Here is a 16,131-nt window from a genome sequence, read left to right as displayed (position 1 = left end):
CGTGGTTAAATTAATGCGGTTAATATGTAAAATTTATGGTTGTAAATAGCAACGCGTATATCACGGAGTTGATACCCGCTGGCTACACGCGTAGGGAGAATGGCTTTTGGGTTCAAAATACCCGTTTAAAGGGTTTAATCATTACCGACTGGTAAACACCTGCGGCAACATAAGGATCTTGTTCAGCCCATATTTCAGCTTCTCTCAGTGAGGAAAAGTCAGCAATCACTGTTGAGCCAGTAAAGCCGGCGTTACCAGGATCGGCACTGTCGATGGCTGGGTTAGGGCCAGCGGTCAGTAAACGGCCTTGATCCTGTAAAGCCTGTAAGTGAGCCAAATGCGCAGGGCGCACAGACATTCGCTTCTCCAATGAGTCAGCTACATCTGTAGCAAATATGATGTAAAACATTTTTCACCCTTAAAATCATAATGATGATGGTTAGTAATGGTGTTCCATAACAGCATGTTACACTCACGAATACAACCATGGGAAAGCTAGCACTGGTTGCTACCACTTAATGCTTGTTACCACTTAGCTACCCATCATGGAATAAAATGATCTCTAAGAGTAAATATAAAGTGCTGCCACGGCGAGATTGTGGATTAAAACGTCATTTAGCGCTATTTAATGAGAATGTTTGTTGTTCCTCATTGAACATGATTGCTATTTGCATTTAAACTTGGCTGCATCAGAGGACATTAAATCATTATGCAGCTAATAAAATTTTTCTCAGATCGACGGTTAACATGGTCACTCGTTTTTTCAATAGGGTTACACGGGAGTGTTGTTGCGGCACTGCTATACGTTTCCGTAGAGCAAATGAAAATTCAACCTGAAATTGAGGATGCGCCTCTTGCTGTAGCGATGATAAATATAGCGCCATTTTCTGCACCACAACCCGTTGCTGCCGCGCCAGAGCCGGTTGAAGAAACTCCAGCAGAGACTGAAGATACACCTCCGGAACCAAAAGAGCTGCCAGAGCCTGTTACGGTGCCTATTCCTGAACCCGTGAAACCCAAACCGAAGCCTGTTAAGAAAGAAGTGAAGAAAGAAGTTAAGAGGCCGGAAGTGAAGAAGACGCAAGCACCTCCGGATGACAAACCGTTTAAATCTGATGAGGCTGCGCTGGTTGCGAACAATGCACCGGTAAAATCAGCACCCGTTGCCTCAACACCTGGTTTATCAACATCCGCGGGGCCAAAGGCATTAAGTAAGGCTAAGCCCTCTTATCCGGCTCGGGCATTGGCTTTAGGGATTGAAGGGCAGGTTAAAGTACAGTATGACATTGATGAGAACGGGCGTGTGGCGAATGTCAGAGTGTTAGAAGCGACACCACGTAATACTTTTGAGCGTGAAGTAAAACAGGTCATGCGTAAATGGCGTTTTGAAGCGGTTGCTGCTAAAAACTATGTGACTACCATTGTGTTCAAGCTCGATGGCAAAATGGAAATGAATTAAATAAGGTTGCCACCAACTTCAGGCCGCTTTGCGGCCTTTCTTGTCTTGATTAATTCTCTCACACTAATTATTGAGTGGCACCTACTTCGAAATTGCCTTTACCGCTCGGTAATGCACGGGATTTGCCTGCATCATCAACCGCCACATAGGTGAATACCGCTTCAGTAGCACGATAACGTTGCCCGATTGGCTCAGAAGAAACCTTTTTTACCCATACTTCAATGTTAATGGTGATAGAGCTGCGCCCGGTTTTAATACAGCGTGCATAGCAGCAAACAACGTCGCCAACAGCAACAGGCTTAAGAAACGTCATGCCATCAACACGAACTGTAACAACGCGGCCCTGTGCAATTTCTTTTGCTTGGATAGCGCCACCAATATCCATTTGAGACATCAACCAACCGCCAAATATGTCTCCGTTGGCGTTGGTGTCTGCTGGCATTGCCAGAGTGCGAAGTACTAACTCACCGTTAGGTAATGAGAGTTCACCGCCAGATAGTCGTTGTTCCTGAGTCATTTCTGTCTGCTTTTGAAAGTTAATCCACTTATTAAGGACGGCCCACTGAACGTTCAGTGGGCATCAAAATAACGTTTATTTAGACTTCTTCTGCTCTTCCGGCATATGACGATAAATATAAACGCCACTGATCAACGTAAATATCAGTGTCAGAGCGGTTAAGCCGAAAACTTTAAAGTTGACCCAAATATCCTGAGGCAACCAAAACGCGACATAAATATTCAGTAGCCCGCAGACCAGAAAGAAAATGGCCCACGACAGATTCAGTGTCGACCAAACCTTATCCGGTAAGGTTAGTTCCTTACCCAACATTCGTTGAATCAAGGGTTTATTCATCACCCATTGACTGACTAATAAAGCTAAAGCAAACAGCACATATAAAACAGTCACTTTCCATTTAATAAATAAGTCACTGTGGAATGCGAGCGTTAATGTGCCGAACACCAGTACCATCGCTGCAGTGACCAGCGTCATTTTTTCGACTTTGCGATATTTCAGCCAGGTAAAGGCCAGAGCTACCAAGGTGGCAACAATTAGTGCCCCGGAAGCGACAAAAATGTCGTACATCTTATAAAAAATAAAGAACACGACTAATGGGAGAAAATCTAAAAGCTGCTTCATGAATCAATCCATCATTTGTATACCGCCCTAATATACCTGATTCAGTAGGGGCAGGGTATCCGTAGTAAAAGCCTATTATCGTTAATAATCAATCTGAATGCTCGCCTTGTCGGCAGAATTTGCAGAAACTTACGAAAAATCAGTAAGGAACACGGTTTGTATATTGCCAGTGATGAACTAACCCAGCATGATGAAAGGTAAATGTTGGGTTGAGGCTTGGTGGAATATATATGCAGAAAAAATCCCTTCGGTATTGGATGCCGGGTTTGACCCAATTAATGGCCTATGAGCGTGATTGGATAAAGCCTGACCTCCGAGCGGGGTTATCAGTAGCCGCAGTTGCATTACCTATCGCCATTGCTTATGCCGAGTTGACGGGCGTTAGCGCCGCAGTCGGGTTGTATTCCTGTATTTTACCGATGATAGCCTATGCGTTTTTTGGCTCATCGCGGCAATTAATTGTTGGGCCGGATGCCGCAACCTGTGCAGTGATTGCCGCTGTGGTAGCCCCATTGGCGGCGGGTAATAGCGAGGTTCATTGGCAATTAACCATCATGATGACGTTGATGATGGGGTCATGGTGTCTGGTAGCCAGCCGCTTTAAGCTGGGAGCGTTGGCGGATTTATTATCGAGGCCTATACTAACCGGTTTACTGAATGGTGTGGCGATCACGATAATTGTCGATCAATTAGGTAAGGTTTTTGGCTTTATGACTCGCCCTCCACAGCTCATTGAGCGAGTATTAGCGCTCCCCTATAATATGGTTAACAGCCATTTGCCCACGGTTGCCATCGCCTTATTGACCTTCGTGGTGTTATATGGGGTCAAATGGTTGAGACCCAATTGGCCCGCACCCTTGCTGGCGATTGTCATCGCGACCTTTGTCTCCTGGGCTGCTAACATGCAGCAATTTGGTGTTGATGTTGTTGGCGGTTTTGAGGGGGGGTTACCCATAGTAAATTGGCCTGATTTTCAACCCGGCCTATTACGCGATATGGTCATCCCAGCCCTTAACCTCGCAGTGGTCAGTTTTGTCAGTATGATGCTCACGGCCCGTAGTTTTGCAGCGAAAAATGGTTATGACGTTGATGCTGATGTTGAACTTCGTGCACTGGGCATAACGAATATTGTTTCAGCTTTATCACAAGGTTTTGCTATTAGTGGTGCCAGTACACGCACGGCGGTGAATGATGCTAACAATGGTAAAAGCCAGTTGGTTTCTATCATTGCGGCTTTGGTGATCGCGATGGTCCTGTTGTTTTTGACCCGCCCGCTGCAATTTATTCCCATTGCGGCATTGGGGGTAGTGTTGATTTACGCTGCCTGGTCGTTACTGAGCTTCAAAAGTTTGTGGCAACTGCGTAAACGTAATACTCAAGCTTTCTATCTGGCTATTTTTACATTTGTTAGTGTGGTTTTGGTTGGTGTTATCAGCGGGATCGGCCTGGCGGTATTGTTAGGGCTGCTGCAATTTTTGCGGACCGTATTCCGGCCGACAGAGCAACTGTTGGGCGTTAACGCTGATGGCATGATCCATTCCATGGGTAACGGTAATGGTATTAAAGCCGTTCCTGGGGTAATGATTTACCGTTTTAATTCGCCACTGACCTATTTTAATGTCGCTTATTTTAAGCGACGCATCCTGAATTTGGTGGATAGCACACCACATCCTGCTGACTGGGTCGTTATTGATGCTGTTGCCAGTTTCACCTATGCTGATATCAGTGTATTGGCCGCCATTGATGAACTTAAACGTGACCTTAAGCAGCGGAATATTAAACTGATATTAGCGGGGCGACGGACAGAATTAACCCGTTGGTTCCGTATTAATCGCCTGAAAAGCCATGATGATGATTTGGTATTGGTCCCGGATTTATATCTGGCGCTTAAGTTGATTCAGAGTAAACGGCGGGTAGCAGAGAAACAGGAACACGAGTCAGAAACGGGATTGGAACCTGAGATAGGTTGACAGATATCGCTCTATTTTACAGTTTGAACGCCTGATGCAATACATCAGGCGTTTTTGAATGATGCAACGTCAAACTATGGCAGAACTTATCATTTATCTCTGATTACTGTTTATCCAGTGAAACTGGCCGTAACAGCATATACAGGCGGAATAAATAGACCAGCAGCAATGCAGAAGCCAAATTACTTAACGTACTTAAAACGATGGTAGCAATCGTTGGGGGAAGTAAAGTAAAGCGGCTAATTAAGAATAATAGAAGAAGTTTTACGGCTATCCATAACATCATGGCTGGCACAATCAACCGCACATTGGCAAATGCCAATTGAGCACTGGCTTTCATTGCAGCAAAAATTCTCACTCTCTCATTGGTGACGATGATTGGCGACAATGAAAGCGCAACCGCGATAGCTACGCCTGGCACGATGAAGAATGTTAACCCGAGTTGAATGACCAATGTGCTGATAAACATCAATGCCAGTAAGCGGGGTAAGATGGGCACAGAGAGACCTATTGCCTGTAATGCACTGACCCTGCGGCCCTGAGAAACCATTGCAATCAGAGTTAACATCCCACCGACTAATAATACATTACCCACCAGTGCTGAGAACGTGGCCACTGCCGATACCCGCAATAGCACCATCTGCTGCTCGGGTGTCATCTGTGACACGATCTCACTGATGCTAAGATTTCCCGATGACGTAATATCATTCTCCGGAATACTTAAAATACTTAGTTGTTCTGGAGCAGGAATAAATGCCTGATTCAGCATGACGGTAATAAACGCAGTCAGTAGGGCCAGCAGCAGGATCGCTGCTATCTGATTACGTAAAAAGTTAAAACTGTCACGGTATAAAGTGTTAGCCGTGATAGGCATGAAAACTCCTTGGGATCGAAAGAATAGTGCTTAGCGGATGATTATACCTTGTTATGGGCGTTGTGGGATCCTGTCATTGGCCTGCAACAGGTTTCTTCCAATCTTATTTCCCCGAAGTTATGCCTACATGGCGGTATCCACCCTCATGAATTGATTAACTAATGCACATATTAATTTTACTACTTATTTCTAATTGGCCGGTTGTCTAGTAAGGCAAACCACCAGTTTGGCTCGATTATCCCTAGAGGGCTTCTAAAGCACGATGTTTTTGACATCGATAGGCACTGCCCAGTGTCCAAGTTACCGTTAAACTATCTACAACGGTAGTAAGCATGATGAGTGATAATTCAGCTTTTATGACTCAGATCAATTTCAATGTTTTTAATAAATTAAATAACCATACATAAAGTAGGATTTGTTTAAAAAGATATAAAAGATGTGATCTCGATTAGATCATGAATACTCATTTGTAGGTATATTCATCACCGTAAATATACCTACAAATGGAATGGATAATGAAAAAAATCACTTTGGCACTGCTCGCCGTGGCCTCATTAGCACCTACAGCAGCAAGTGCACATGAAGCTGGCGATTATATTTTCCGAGCAGGGACGGCAACTGTCAGACCTAATGCCGGGTCTGATGATGTGTTAGGTAACGGTTCCTTCAAAGTCGATAACAATACCCAGTTGGGGCTGACCTTCAGCTATCTGATTACCGACAATATCGGTGTTGAACTGCTGGCGGCAACGCCATTCAACCATAAAGTGGGGCTGGCAGGGATTGGGACGATTGCGGATGTTAAACAACTGCCGCCAACGTTAATGGCGCAGTACTATTTCCGTGATAAACAAGATAAATTGCGCCCGTACCTGGGTATCGGTCTGAACTACACCAAGTTCTTTGACGAAAAATTCAATGCGACAGGCTCAGATGCCGGTCTGACGAATTTAAGTGTTAAAGATTCATGGGGTGTTGCAGGGCAGGCTGGCTTGGATTATATGGTCAGTGAAAACTGGATGCTGAACATGTCAGTCTGGTGGATGAACATTGAATCCGACGTGAAATTTAATTTGGCAGGCGAAGAGCACAGCATCAATACCCGTTTGGACCCATGGGTATTTATGTTTGGCGCGGGTTATCGTTTTTAATTACCCTGCGTACTTGAAGCTGTAGCGAGTTAGCTACGCTCACTGACAGGAATAAGCTCATTGGGATTGCCGACCTGCAGCGCTAATGAGTTTAAATCAGTTAGGCGGGCAGTAAGGAGGCGTTGTTATGCGCCTCCTTCTGTTTTTTACTTAATTTGCATTTGATTACTGACGGATTTTACACCCGGTATCGAGCGGGTGAGCTGTACGGCCCGATTCGCATCCTGGCTTGAACTCACAAAGCCACTTAGCTGAACACGGCCTTTAAACGTTTCAACATTAATTTCTGTCGATTTCAGATTTTTCTCGCCCAATAATGCAGCCTTCACTTTCGTCGTCACTACCGTATCGTCCAGATACCCCCCTGTGCCTTCTGATTTCGCGGTTGGCGCACAAGCTGATACCGCCATAGCCATAATGATGGCGATACACAACGCTGAAAAGGTCTTAAAAAGCTTCATAAATGACTCTCCATGTTTACCTATGTGTTAAAGGAGCTTAGAGGACGTTGCGGGATAGCTGAAGGATATATCTACTAACACGTTAAGCGCTATCACAGTTCCCTCATGACATATCAAACGTAAAAAATGCTTAGCGTGTTAGCTAATTATTGGTTATGAATTGCCTTTATTCAAATTTGCTACAAATTTATAGCGAAAACAGACTCAAAGATGGCTGAAAATAGCGCCTGCTTGATGTAAATAAGCAGGCGCTGAAGGGCGGTAATGACAATAGTTAACTGTAAATAGTAATTAATTCTAAATAGTAACTAATTGTAAATTGCAAATAGTCATTAGCTGCGGGTTGCCGCTTTCATCTCTGTGACGAAGCGGGTTAGTTGAGCTAACATTTCAACTGGTTGTGCAACATTTTTTTCAATGACTTTGACGATTGCTGAGCCTGAAATAGCACCCGCCGCGCCAGCTGCCAGGCTGGCTTTTACTTGCGCGGGTTCTGAAATACCAAAGCCCTGTAATGCGGGCGCTGCATTATATTCACGAAGTTTATCTACCAGATGGTTTAACGGTAACTGGCCGTGATTTTCTGCTCCGGTGACTCCGGCACGTGATAACAGGTAAGTGTAACCACGCCCATGAGAAGCAATTTCCCGTAGTAAGTCATCGTCGGCATTAGGCGGGCAGATGAAGATCGGTGCAATCCCGTGACGTAAGGCTGCGGCACGGAAAGGGGCTGACTCTTCAAATGGCACGTCAGCAATTAGCACCGAATCGACACCCACCTCAGCACAGCGCTGGTAGAAGTGATCAATACCATTGTGGAATACCAGGTTTGCATACATCAACAGGCCAATAGGTATTGTGGGGTATTTTTGGCGGATTTCGGCCAGCATTTCAAAACAAATGCCTGGCGTGACACCCGCAGCAAAGGCACGCAGCGCCGCATTTTGTATGGTAGGGCCATCAGCCAACGGATCAGAGAATGGAATCCCCAACTCTAATGCATCTGCACCCGCCGCAATTAACGCATCAATAATATTGAGTGACATCGCCGGAGAGGGATCGCCAAGCTGTACGAAAGGAACAAAGGCACCTTCTTTTTTGGCGGCTAACTGCTTAAAAAGTTGCTGATAACGCTCCATTAAATCTCTCCCCGTGCTTTCAGAATATCGTGAACGGTGAAAATATCTTTATCACCCCGGCCAGATAGATTCACCACCAGTATCTGTTCTTTATCCGGAGCCGCTTTAATCATTTTCAACGCATGTGCCAGAGCATGAGAGGACTCTAGAGCTGGAATAATCCCTTCTTTACAGGACAATGCCTTAAATGCGTCTAAAGCCTCATCATCGGTAATGGAGACATAATCAGCCCGGCCAATACTGTTCAGATATGCATGTTGCGGACCCACAGAGGGGAAGTCCAGACCGGCAGAAATAGAGTAAGATTCTTCAATCTGCCCATCGCTGGTCTGCATCATCGGTGATTTCATACCAAAGTAGATACCGACTTTACCGTGTTTCAGGGGGGCACCATGTTGCCCGGTCTCGATCCCCAAACCGGCAGGTTCTACGCCAATCAAACCCACATTAGGCTCATCAATAAAATCAGCGAACATGCCGATAGCATTAGAACCACCGCCGATACAGGCCAATACCACATCGGGCAGGCGGCCTTCTTTTTCCAGTATCTGCACTTTGGTTTCTTCACCGATCATTCGTTGGAATTCGCGCACTATTGTCGGGTAAGGGTGAGGGCCTGCGGCGGTGCCCAGCATATAGTGAGCGGTTTCATAAGTACCAGACCAGTCACGCAACGCTTCATTACAGGCATCTTTCAGCGTCGATGAACCGCTATGTACTGGAATAACCTCGGCTCCCATCAGGCGCATACGGAAAACGTTCGGCGACTGACGTTCAATATCTTTCGCCCCCATATAAATGCGGCATTTTAAACCCAGCAATGCACAAGCCAGTGCTGAGGCAACCCCGTGCTGGCCGGCACCGGTTTCGGCAATAATTTCGGTCTTACCCATGCGTTTCGCTAATAAAGCCTGGCCTAAAACCTGATTAGTTTTGTGTGCACCACCGTGCAACAGATCTTCACGTTTCAGATATAACTTGGTCTTTGTCCCTTCGGTCAGATTTTGACACAAGGTCAGGGCGGTAGGGCGACCGGCATAGTTTTTTAACAAATCTTGAAATGCGGCCTGAAATTCAGGATCCAGTTGAGCACTGACGAATGCGTCTTCCAGTTGCTTCAGGGCTGGCACTAAAATCTGGGGCACATACATGCCGCCAAATTCGCCAAAATAGGGATTAAGTGTCGTCATTTTTCTGTCCGTTATGCGTTGGTTTATCGGGTTAACCAAAGTAAGTTTATATCCCCTTGGTATTTGAAATCACAGCGGTGTTAGCTGCCACGTCAACTATTTTTGGGATAAAGTAAATCTTGAAATAGAGTAAATCAGTACACGCGTAATGCCTGGAATACAGCGGCTATCCGTTGGGGATCTTTGATGCCAGGGGCGCTTTCTACGCCGGAATTGACATCCAGACCAGCACAGCCCAGTTGTGCAGCCACATCACAGTTATCAGGCCCCAAACCGCCAGCCAGTAAGACATTATCCAGTGTCTGCCCTGCCAATAATGACCAGTCGAAGCGTTGCCCCGAGCCACCCGTACCGTGATCCAGTACGTAGCGTTCAACTTGCTGTAAGTTGCGTTCTGGCATCGTGTCACCGACACTTAGGGCCTTCCAAATCTGGCAACCCGCAGGTAATACTTTGCGTAGTTGATTGATATACTGCTGATCTTCATGCCCATGCAATTGCACCGCTGCCAGTGATAGTTGTTCAGCCGTTTGCCGTACAGTTTCTATTTCAGCATTACGGAACACACCGACATACTTTAGCGGCGCACCACTGATAACTGTACGGGCGTTGGCGATATCCACATGACGCGGTGAACTGCCGACAAAAATCAACCCGCCGTACACCGCTCCCGCGTGGTAGGCCGTGGCGGCATCTTGTGCGCGTGTCAGGCCGCAAACTTTATTTTCGCCCAGTAACACCCGGCGGACGGCAACGTTGAGATCGGGTTCGGACATCAGGGCACTGCCAATCAGAAAACCGTTGGCAAATTGGCTCAATTCACGGACCTGACGATAACGACTAATGCCAGATTCACTGATTATTGTGACACCTTCTGGTAGGCGTGGTGCCAATTCACGGGTGCGATTCAGATCGATAGACAGATCACGCAGGTCACGGTTATTGATGCCAACGACTTTGGCACCCAATGTAATGGCGCGTTCCAATTCTTCGGCGTTACTGGCCTCGGTCAATACCCCCATATTCAGGCTGTGTGCGACGGCGGCCAATTGGCGGTAAGTCTTATCGTCGAGGACCGACAGCATCAGTAAAATTGCGTCAGCTTGGTAAAACCGCGCTAGCTGAATCTGATAAGCATCAATAATAAAATCTTTACACAATACTGGCTGAGTGACGGCGGCACTGACTTGTGGCAAGAAATCAAAACTGCCCTGGAAATATTTTTCATCCGTTAATACTGAGATAGCCGAAGCATAGTGCTTATAAACACCGGCAATCTCCGCCGGGTTAAAGTTGTCACGGATAACCCCTTTTGAAGGCGAGGCTTTTTTACATTCCAAAATAAAGACCGTTTTATCGCCTTGTAGCGCGTGATAGAAATCGCGCTGACTCTGGGTGATTTCGTTTTGGAAGCGGGTTAGAGGCTGTTGCAGTTTCCGCGCGGCAACCCAAATTTCTTTATCGTGAACGATTTGGTGGAGCACGGTTTTGGTTTTATCACTGTCAACTTTGTCACTGCCAACGTTATAACCCTCGGTTTTGTAACCCCCAGTTTCCTGCATGATTTATCCTCTTGCTGCCAGAGCAGTAACACGATCAAAAGCCTGACCGCTGTGAATCATTTCCAATGCTTGTTGCGCATTATGGCGCAGGTTTTCTTGGCCGTATAATTTCAGCAGCAACGCAACGTTTGCCGCAACGGCCGCTGCGTGCGCTGTTTCGCCTTTACCTTGTAACAACCGTGCTAGAATGTCACGATTTTCTTCCGGCATACCGCCTTGTAAAGCGGCAAGCGGGTAGCGGTTCAAACCAAAGTCTTCTGGCGTCAACTGGTAGCTTTCAATACTGCCGTTATTCAGTTCAGCCACCTGCGTCGGAGCATGAATAGCCACTTCATCCATTCCACCGCCATGTACCACTGCCGCACGTTGATAACCCAGCACTTTCAGTGTTTGGGCAATCGGTAACACTAACTCAGGGCTATAGACGCCAATGAGCGCCAGCGGCGGGCGAGCGGGGTTGATCAACGGCCCCAACACATTAAACAGGGTGCGGGTCTTCAATTGCTGGCGCACTGGCATCGCATGACGAAAACCCGTGTGATATTGCGGCGCAAACAGGAAGCAGACCCCGAGATCGTCCAACGCCAACCGTGATTGCTCGGCACTCATGTCCAAACGGATGCCAAATGCTGCCAACAGATCGGATGAACCTGAACGGCTAGAAACACTGCGGTTACCATGTTTGGCCACTTTTACGCCACAGCTAGCCGCGACAAAGGCGCTGGCGGTGGAGATATTAATACTGTTTGTGCCATCACCGCCGGTCCCGACAATATCGGCGAACAGGTAGTCTGGGCGTGGAAAGTGTTGCGCATCTGCCAGTAAGGCTTGAGCTGCCCCGGCAATTTCGGCAGGGGTCTCCCCGCGCACTTTCATGCTGATTAGCACTGCGGCCAGTTGGCTTGGCTCTAGTTCACCACGTACAATCGCTGCAAACAGTTGTTGGCTTTCTTCTTGGCTCATTGACTCAGCCCGGAACAGTTTCTCGAATAGATGTTGCATCATGAACTCCTTAATTACGCTAACGCCCAGGCCAGTGTCTGCTCAAGTAAACGCGCACCGTGGGTGGTTAAAATCGATTCCGGGTGGAATTGGTAGCCACAAACTCGGTGAGCATCATGACGAACCGCCATGACCATCTCGCCAAAATGGGCGTTAACGGTTAATTCTGCGGGGATATTACTGCCGACCAGGGAGTGGTAGCGGGCGACAGGTAATGGGGTTGGCATACCGGCAAACATACCTTGCCCATCATGTTCAATGGCTGATGCCTTACCATGCAATATCTCACCCGCTTGACCAACATGGCCGCCATAGGCTTCGATAATGGCTTGATGGCCCAGACAAATACCAATCATCGGTAACTGGCCCCGTAAGCGTTGCAATAGCTCAGGCATACAACCTGCCTGCGCCGGTGTTCCAGGGCCAGGCGATAACATCAACACCGGTTGTTCGAGTTGTTGCAAGCGTTCAATAATGTTATCGGCGGCAATTTGGTTACGGTAAATAACGACGCGATGACCACAGGAACGCAGTTGGTCCACCAGGTTGTAGGTAAAGGAGTCGATATTATCGAGCAGTAGGATATCGGCCATTAGAAAATCTCCTTGGCATGGTGGGCTGTGGCAATGGCGCGCAGTACGGCTCTGGCTTTATTACGGGTTTCGTCAGCTTCTGCTTGTGGAACCGAGTCCAAGACTACCCCCGCACCGGCTTGTACGGTGGCGATGCCGTCTTCTACGTAAGCTGAACGAATCACAATGCAGGTATCCAAATCACCGTGAGCAGTAAAGTAGCCAATTGCACCGCCATAGCTGCCACGGCGTGAGCCTTCATTACTGGCAATCAGTTGCATGGCACGTACTTTAGGCGCACCGCTCAGCGTACCCATATTCATACAAGCTTGATAAGCATGTAGCACATCCAAATCTTGACGCAGAGTGCCAATCACGCGAGACACCAAATGCATGACAAAGGAGTAACGGTCAACTTTGGTTAAATCTGCTACATAGCGGCTACCGGGCTCGCAGATACGTGCCAGATCGTTACGAGCCAGATCCACCAACATTAAATGTTCCGCCATCTCTTTATGGTCAGTGCGCATTTCCAGCTCGATACGGCTGTCTAAATCACGGTCTAGCTCCCCATTGGCCCTACGACCGCGTGGACGAGTACCCGCAATCGGGTAAATTTCAATTTGGCGGTTGCGGGCATCGTATTTCAGTGCACTCTCAGGTGACGCGCCAAACAAAGAGAATTCATTATCTTGCATGAAAAACATATACGGGCTGGGATTATGGTCTTTCAGTGTCTGATAGGCCGCCAGCGGCGATGGGCAAGGCAGCGTGAAGCGGCGGGATGGGACTACCTGGAAAATCTCACCCTCACGGATTGCCACCTGCAATTCACTGACGACGTTGCAATACTCTTCATCTGATTGGTTACACTGTAACGCCATCTCGGGTACTGAGGTTGCGGGGATGGGTTGTGGCATTTGTTGTAACTGGTGGCTGAGTTGTTCTAAGCGGGTTGCCAGACGCTGATATTCTGAGCTGTCTGGCGTGAACAGGCTGGCCTGCAACCGGGTTGAACGATGCTGATGATCCAAAACCAGCAGTGTCTCGGCTAAATAGAAACAGAAGTCTGGGCAGCGTTGATCCTGACGTAGCGGAGGCAGATTTTCAAAACCTGCGACCAAATCGTAAGCGAACAAACCGCCCAGAAACATGGCTTCGCGCTCGGCAAGTGGGGTATCAACCAGTGTTAACAATTGACGTAAAGCATCAAAAATGGATAAGGACTGTAAGCGTGAATCCTCATCCTGGACTTCATTTATTAACGGGAAGGTTAACTCTCGGCCATTCGGACGAACCTGAATATCGACTTCAGTGGGTAAACTTGCATCCAGCAGTGGTAATAAAGAAGCCCCATTACGGGTCAATGCTTCGATAGTGACGGTTTGCCCTAATGCTGTGATACGCAAGGCGCTATCGATGACCAACAGGCTTTTCAGATTCTGCTTGTTGTCAACTTCCGCAGATTCAAGCAACAGAGTCGCGGGGCGGACACCACATAATTGATGAAACAGCGCTGTTGGGTCATCGCGGTAACAGGCGCTAGCTGTTAGTAACTGTAAAGTAGGACGTGATGTTTGCATCATTGAGTGATCCTAAAAGAGGCCCTGAAAAATTATTACGCCGGAATCTATCCATAAAAAAACCCGCTATTAGCGGGCTGAAGCAATCTGCACTGTCTGATGACGGATATGCGTGATTACATCGCCCGAGAGAGGGAGATATGCCACCAACGCAGTAAGGAAATCAGGGAAGTTTTCATTATCAGTCACAATTCTCTTTGATTGCATTCAGTTTAATGGTGACGCTCGGTTTATAGGAGCATCACCGTAATGTCTCGTGAACTTGCGTACTAGTTAACTGGTTCGCGAGATGAATGTCAACCTCGATTGATTGTTTTTTAACGAACTCTTTTTTCATAACTCCATGGAAGCCTGATGTAAGATTGATTAACGTTCGCGTCTTGTAAGCGAGTATGATAGCCAACCCTATTTTTCTGGATGATTGTTTTGAGTGCTGAGCCAGCGTTACCCGATATGAAAGAACTCACTGACGCCACGACGTTATCTACCGCTTTTACGCTTTATGATCTACATAGCCATACAACGGCTTCTGATGGCACGTTGACGCCATCAGATCTGGTGATCAGAGCGGCACAGATGCGTGTTGGGGTTCTGGCTATCACTGATCACGATACCACTGCAGGTTTGGCAGAAGCGGCGGCGGCGATTGAACAGCACCAATTAGCGTTACGATTGATCTCCGGTGTTGAGATTTCCACCCTATGGGAAAATCATGAGATCCATATCGTGGGCTTGGGCATTGATATTCAGCATGCGAGTATCCGTACGTTACTTGAGGCACAGTCTGAGCACCGTTATCAACGGGCTCAAGAGATCAGCACCCGTCTGGAGAAAGCACGTATTACGGGTGCATGGGAAGGGGCTAACCGGTTGGCAAACGGTGGGCAGGTAACCCGTGGGCATTTTGCGCGTTATCTGGTTGAGTTAGGGCTGGCCAGCAATGTGGGTCAGGTGTTTAAAAAGTATTTGGCCAAAGGCAAGACCGGCTATGTTCCTGCTCAGTGGTGTACAATAGAACAAGCTATTGATGCGATTAAGCAATCAGGTGGACAAGCTGTATTGGCCCATCCTGGCCGTTATGATTTAACGGCAAAATGGTTAAAGCGTTTATTGGCCCATTTTGCTGAACATGGCGGGGACGCGATGGAAGTTGCTCAGTGCCAACAAGCCCCCCATGAGCGGGCGCTACTGGGTCAATACGCTCGCGATTATAATTTACTGGCATCCCAGGGGTCTGATTTCCATCAACCTTGTTCCTGGATTGAGCTGGGCCGCAAATTGTGGCTACCCGCTGGGGTGGAACCGGTATGGCGAGATTGGCCTAAGAGCCTGCCATACCGCTCGCACGTTGAATGATGAGGTAGAATCATGAGTCAATTTTTTTATATCCACCCGGACAATCCACAGCCCCGTTTGATCAATCAATGTGTTGATGTTTTACGTAAGGGCGGAGTGGTTGTGTACCCGACAGATTCTGGTTATGCCCTTGGCTGTCGTTTAGAAGATAAAACGGCAATGGAACGTATCTGTCGCATTCGTCAATTGGATGGTAATCATAACTTCACGTTGGTATGCCGCGATCTGTCTGAATTATCCACTTATGCGTATGTCGATAACTCGGCTTTTCGTCTGATTAAAAATAACACACCGGGTAATTACACCTTTATTTTAAAAGCCACCAAAGAAGTTCCGCGGCGGTTAATGAATGATAAACGTAAAACCATAGGGTTACGTGTGCCTTCTAATCCTATCGCGTTGGCGTTACTAGATGCATTAGGTGAGCCGTTGATGTCAACCACATTGATGCTGCCAGGTAATGATTTCGCCGAATCGGATCCCGAAGAGATCAAAGAGAACCTAGGGAAACAGGTGGATTTAATCATTCACGGCGGTTCTCTGGGTCAGCAGCCTACCACGGTCATTGACCTGACTGATTCTGCCCCTGAAGTTATCCGCGAAGGTGCTGGGGACGTAACACCATTCCGGTAACGCAAGACCATTACGGTAAGAGTCTGCGAGCCTTTTGGCCC

General features: G+C 47.4%; 14 protein-coding genes, 1 pseudogene and 1 other annotated feature. Of the genes and pseudogenes, 5 read left to right on the top strand and 10 right to left on the bottom strand.

What is annotated here, in order from left to right:
• Positions 1 to 112: 112 nt before the first annotated feature.
• The gene (locus AC971_RS16120) at positions 113 to 409 is read right to left on the bottom strand and encodes a YciI family protein (RefSeq protein ID WP_025383862.1); all 297 of its coding nucleotides are present in this window, start codon (positions 407 to 409) and stop codon (positions 113 to 115) included.
• A 300-nt stretch (positions 410 to 709) separates the two neighbouring features.
• On the opposite strand from AC971_RS16120, the gene tonB reads away from it, so the two are divergent.
• On the top strand, positions 710 to 1,459 hold the full coding sequence (gene tonB, locus AC971_RS16115; RefSeq protein WP_038402251.1) for a TonB system transport protein TonB: 750 nt from the start codon (positions 710 to 712) through the stop codon (positions 1,457 to 1,459).
• Between the two features lie 67 nt (positions 1,460 to 1,526).
• On the opposite strand, the gene yciA is transcribed toward tonB, so the two are convergent.
• Positions 1,527 to 1,976, bottom strand: a complete 450-nt coding sequence (yciA, locus tag AC971_RS16110) for an acyl-CoA thioester hydrolase YciA (protein WP_025383864.1) — start codon at positions 1,974 to 1,976, stop codon at positions 1,527 to 1,529.
• A 75-nt stretch (positions 1,977 to 2,051) separates the two neighbouring features.
• Positions 2,052 to 2,597 carry a septation protein A gene (locus AC971_RS16105; protein ID WP_025383865.1) on the bottom strand — a complete coding sequence of 182 codons (546 nt, stop codon included), beginning with the start codon at positions 2,595 to 2,597 and terminating at the stop codon, positions 2,052 to 2,054.
• A 230-nt stretch (positions 2,598 to 2,827) separates the two neighbouring features.
• On the opposite strand from AC971_RS16105, the gene AC971_RS16100 reads away from it, so the two are divergent.
• Positions 2,828 to 4,567: a SulP family inorganic anion transporter gene (locus AC971_RS16100; protein WP_025383866.1), complete on the top strand. Its 1,740-nt coding sequence runs from the start codon at positions 2,828 to 2,830 to the stop codon at positions 4,565 to 4,567.
• A gap of 103 nt (positions 4,568 to 4,670) precedes the next feature.
• Here the strand turns inward: AC971_RS16100 and AC971_RS16095 are convergent, their stop codons facing one another.
• Positions 4,671 to 5,441, bottom strand: a complete 771-nt coding sequence (locus AC971_RS16095) for a YciC family protein (protein WP_025383867.1) — start codon at positions 5,439 to 5,441, stop codon at positions 4,671 to 4,673.
• 515 nt (positions 5,442 to 5,956) lie between these two features.
• Here AC971_RS16095 and ompW point away from each other — a divergent pair.
• The gene (gene ompW / locus AC971_RS16090) at positions 5,957 to 6,592 is read left to right on the top strand and encodes an outer membrane protein OmpW (protein ID WP_025383868.1); all 636 of its coding nucleotides are present in this window, start codon (positions 5,957 to 5,959) and stop codon (positions 6,590 to 6,592) included.
• 146 nt (positions 6,593 to 6,738) lie between these two features.
• Here ompW and AC971_RS16085 read toward each other — a convergent pair whose 3' ends face one another.
• The 6 genes and pseudogenes from AC971_RS16085 to AC971_RS16055 form a co-directional block, all read right to left on the bottom strand.
• Positions 6,739 to 7,053 (bottom strand): BON domain-containing protein, encoded by a 315-nt coding sequence (locus AC971_RS16085; RefSeq protein ID WP_025383869.1) that lies wholly within the window; start codon positions 7,051 to 7,053, stop codon positions 6,739 to 6,741.
• Between the two features lie 332 nt (positions 7,054 to 7,385).
• Positions 7,386 to 8,192, bottom strand: a complete 807-nt coding sequence (gene trpA / locus AC971_RS16080) for a tryptophan synthase subunit alpha (protein ID WP_025383870.1) — start codon at positions 8,190 to 8,192, stop codon at positions 7,386 to 7,388.
• Entirely contained in the window at positions 8,192 to 9,382 is a 1,191-nt protein-coding gene (gene trpB / locus AC971_RS16075) for a tryptophan synthase subunit beta (protein WP_025383871.1), read from the bottom strand. The genes trpA and trpB overlap by 1 nt, the downstream gene beginning before the upstream one ends.
• Before the next feature lie 134 nt (positions 9,383 to 9,516).
• Positions 9,517 to 10,944: a bifunctional indole-3-glycerol-phosphate synthase TrpC/phosphoribosylanthranilate isomerase TrpF gene (trpCF, locus tag AC971_RS16070; RefSeq protein WP_025383872.1), complete on the bottom strand. Its 1,428-nt coding sequence runs from the start codon at positions 10,942 to 10,944 to the stop codon at positions 9,517 to 9,519.
• A 3-nt stretch (positions 10,945 to 10,947) separates the two neighbouring features.
• Positions 10,948 to 12,539 (bottom strand): annotated as a pseudogene (gene trpD, locus AC971_RS25230) (bifunctional anthranilate synthase glutamate amidotransferase component TrpG/anthranilate phosphoribosyltransferase TrpD).
• Positions 12,539 to 14,101, bottom strand: coding sequence for an anthranilate synthase component 1 (locus AC971_RS16055; RefSeq protein WP_038402704.1), 1,563 nt, complete (start codon positions 14,099 to 14,101; stop codon positions 12,539 to 12,541). The pseudogene trpD and the gene AC971_RS16055 overlap by 1 nt, the downstream one beginning before the upstream one ends.
• 53 nt (positions 14,102 to 14,154) lie before the next feature.
• Positions 14,155 to 14,256 (bottom strand) — a sequence feature (Trp leader region).
• Between the two features lie 298 nt (positions 14,257 to 14,554).
• Here AC971_RS16055 and rnm point away from each other — a divergent pair.
• Complete coding sequence (gene rnm, locus AC971_RS16050) at positions 14,555 to 15,457, top strand: RNase RNM (RefSeq protein ID WP_072081336.1); 903 nt, start codon at positions 14,555 to 14,557, stop codon at positions 15,455 to 15,457.
• 12 nt (positions 15,458 to 15,469) lie between these two features.
• On the top strand, positions 15,470 to 16,090 hold the full coding sequence (locus AC971_RS16045; protein ID WP_002210628.1) for an L-threonylcarbamoyladenylate synthase: 621 nt from the start codon (positions 15,470 to 15,472) through the stop codon (positions 16,088 to 16,090).
• Positions 16,091 to 16,131: the final 41 nt, after the last annotated feature.

This window comes from Yersinia similis, from assembly GCF_001053095.1.
In the GTDB taxonomy this organism is placed as follows: domain Bacteria; phylum Pseudomonadota; class Gammaproteobacteria; order Enterobacterales; family Enterobacteriaceae; genus Yersinia; species Yersinia similis.
The sequence above is the reverse complement of the archived record's forward strand: the minus strand, read 5'-3'. Positions and strand labels throughout refer to the sequence as shown.

Coding starts and splice junctions, on each gene's coding strand:
- AC971_RS16120 (WP_025383862.1), bottom strand. CDS start 409: ATGTTTTACATCATATTTGCTACAGATGTAGCTGACTCATTGGAGAAG.
- tonB (WP_038402251.1), top strand. CDS start 710: ATGCAGCTAATAAAATTTTTCTCAGATCGACGGTTAACATGGTCACTC.
- yciA (WP_025383864.1), bottom strand. CDS start 1,976: ATGACTCAGGAACAACGACTATCTGGCGGTGAACTCTCATTACCTAAC.
- AC971_RS16105 (WP_025383865.1), bottom strand. CDS start 2,597: ATGAAGCAGCTTTTAGATTTTCTCCCATTAGTCGTGTTCTTTATTTTT.
- AC971_RS16100 (WP_025383866.1), top strand. CDS start 2,828: ATGCAGAAAAAATCCCTTCGGTATTGGATGCCGGGTTTGACCCAATTA.
- AC971_RS16095 (WP_025383867.1), bottom strand. CDS start 5,441: ATGCCTATCACGGCTAACACTTTATACCGTGACAGTTTTAACTTTTTA.
- ompW (WP_025383868.1), top strand. CDS start 5,957: ATGAAAAAAATCACTTTGGCACTGCTCGCCGTGGCCTCATTAGCACCT.
- AC971_RS16085 (WP_025383869.1), bottom strand. CDS start 7,053: ATGAAGCTTTTTAAGACCTTTTCAGCGTTGTGTATCGCCATCATTATG.
- trpA (WP_025383870.1), bottom strand. CDS start 8,192: ATGGAGCGTTATCAGCAACTTTTTAAGCAGTTAGCCGCCAAAAAAGAA.
- trpB (WP_025383871.1), bottom strand. CDS start 9,382: ATGACGACACTTAATCCCTATTTTGGCGAATTTGGCGGCATGTATGTG.
- trpCF (WP_025383872.1), bottom strand. CDS start 10,944: ATGCAGGAAACTGGGGGTTACAAAACCGAGGGTTATAACGTTGGCAGT.
- AC971_RS16055 (WP_038402704.1), bottom strand. CDS start 14,101: ATGCAAACATCACGTCCTACTTTACAGTTACTAACAGCTAGCGCCTGT.
- rnm (WP_072081336.1), top strand. CDS start 14,555: ATGAAAGAACTCACTGACGCCACGACGTTATCTACCGCTTTTACGCTT.
- AC971_RS16045 (WP_002210628.1), top strand. CDS start 15,470: ATGAGTCAATTTTTTTATATCCACCCGGACAATCCACAGCCCCGTTTG.